Here is a 1,832-nt window from a genome sequence, read left to right as displayed (position 1 = left end):
ATGCAACCCTCTATTCCTTCTATGCAAGGTGAAAAATATACAGCTTTTACTTTAAGGCAACCAGTAGGTGTGGTTGCAGGGATTGTGCCTTGGAATTTTTCACTCATGATTGGCGTTTGGAAAATCGGTTCAGCTTTGACCACTGGCTGTACCATTGTGCTTAAACCAAGTGAGTTTGCCAGCTTATCTTTATTACGTTTAGCTGAACTTGCGATTGAGGCAGGTATTCCAGCGGGTGTAATTAATGTGGTTACGGGTAAGGGGGAGACAGGACAATATTTAATTGAGTCACCACTCGTTAAGAAAGTTTCGTTTACAGGTTCAGTACCAACAGGTATTGCGATTGGTAAACTTGCGATGAGCAGTGATTTAACTCGGGTAAGTCTGGAGCTGGGTGGTAAAAATGCCATAGCTGTTTTGGCCGATGCAAATATTGATGAGATTTTACCGACTTTGTTGCAAGCAACTTTTGTGCATCAAGGTCAAGTTTGTGCATCCCCAGAGCGTTTTTTTGTACACCATACAAAACATGATGAACTAGTCGAGAAGCTCTCGAAAGCACTTTCGCAGTTTAAAATTGGATCGGCTATGGATGAAGGAAGTATGTTTGGTCCACTTTCTAACCAGCCACACTTTCATAAAGTGAAACATTATTTAGATATGGCTAAAGCCAACAACCAGATTATTGCTGGAGGTGAGGCTTTAGATCAGACCGGTTATTTTGTACAGCCGACTATAATTTCCTTCAAAAATACGGACGATCCTTTATTTTCAGAAGAAACCTTTGGTCCAGTGGTCGGGGTAATGCCATTCGACACTGATGAAGAGCTCATTCAACTGATGAATCAGTCACGCTTTGGTTTAACCGCAAGTATTTGGACAAATGACTTATCTAAAGCTTTACGTTTAATTCCTAAAATTGAAGCAGGTACCTTGTGGGTCAATATGCATACGTTCTTAGATCCATCAGTTCCATTTGGTGGGGTAAAAGCTTCGGGAATTGGCAGAGAGTTTTCAGATGCATTTATCGAAGATTACACCGAATTAAAATCGGTGATGATTCGGTATTAAACTAATAAAGAGGTTTGTCATTTTATAAATAACAAACCTCAGTCTTTTAACATAAAAATTGGGCTAAAAATTTAGTAGTTTAAAGTGATGCTTTGTTGAATTGATTGGTCGATTTCTTTTTGACTCACCGCATCATCTTTACATTTATAACTTTCAAATAAAGAGAGCTGATCTGCAAAGTGGGCATCAGGTTTTCCATTTTGATTGATAAAACCACTTTGTCCTGGGGCCAAAATCGAACACATGGTGACTTGATTTGGATTTAAGACCACTCTAAAAGTAGCACTTCCTGTATTTCCATAGGTGCTAAGCTTTTGTTCATGTGATGGATCAGCCCAAGGAATGCCTACCGAATTTTTGCTGGAAAAACCCATGGTTGCCACCGGAATTTTCCAGTCGTTCGGGTCGGTAGAGTGATATTGATTTGAAAGTTCAGTCAGCGCATTTTCTAAAGCTTTTAATACGACTTCATCTGCTGTTTGTCCTTTTAAGAAATCAACAGTCTGAGGAACGCTTGCCTGTTTTCCTTGCAGTGCATTCCAGATTAATTTCGATGCACTCGCTGGCTGTGCACTACGCGGATCATTATTTACCGGATAAAGTGTATCGGTATAACGCTTATAAATATTTTCTGAAAGGTTTGGTTTGAGTACCAGTTCAATCATTTGATTAAGCCATGCACGTGTAATTGCTGGTGCTGCACCTTGATAATATTTCGCCTCGCTATCAGGGCGTAATTTAAGATCCCAACTGACAAGTAA

Annotated in this window: 2 protein-coding genes; one reads left to right on the top strand and one right to left on the bottom strand. The window is 39.8% G+C overall.

Going from position 1 to position 1,832, the window contains the following annotated elements:
• A partial coding sequence (locus VXQ92_RS16500; protein WP_416682553.1) for an aldehyde dehydrogenase family protein occupies positions 1 to 1,071 on the top strand: 1,071 nt, incomplete at its 5' end.
• Positions 1,072 to 1,142: 71 nt separating this feature from the next.
• Here VXQ92_RS16500 and VXQ92_RS16495 read toward each other — a convergent pair.
• Positions 1,143 to 1,832 (bottom strand): penicillin acylase family protein (locus VXQ92_RS16495; protein WP_416682552.1); only part of this gene is annotated, 690 nt, incomplete at its 5' end.

It is taken from the genome of Acinetobacter sp. 228 (genome assembly GCF_048147885.1).
This window is presented reverse-complemented; position numbering and strand designations above follow the sequence as displayed.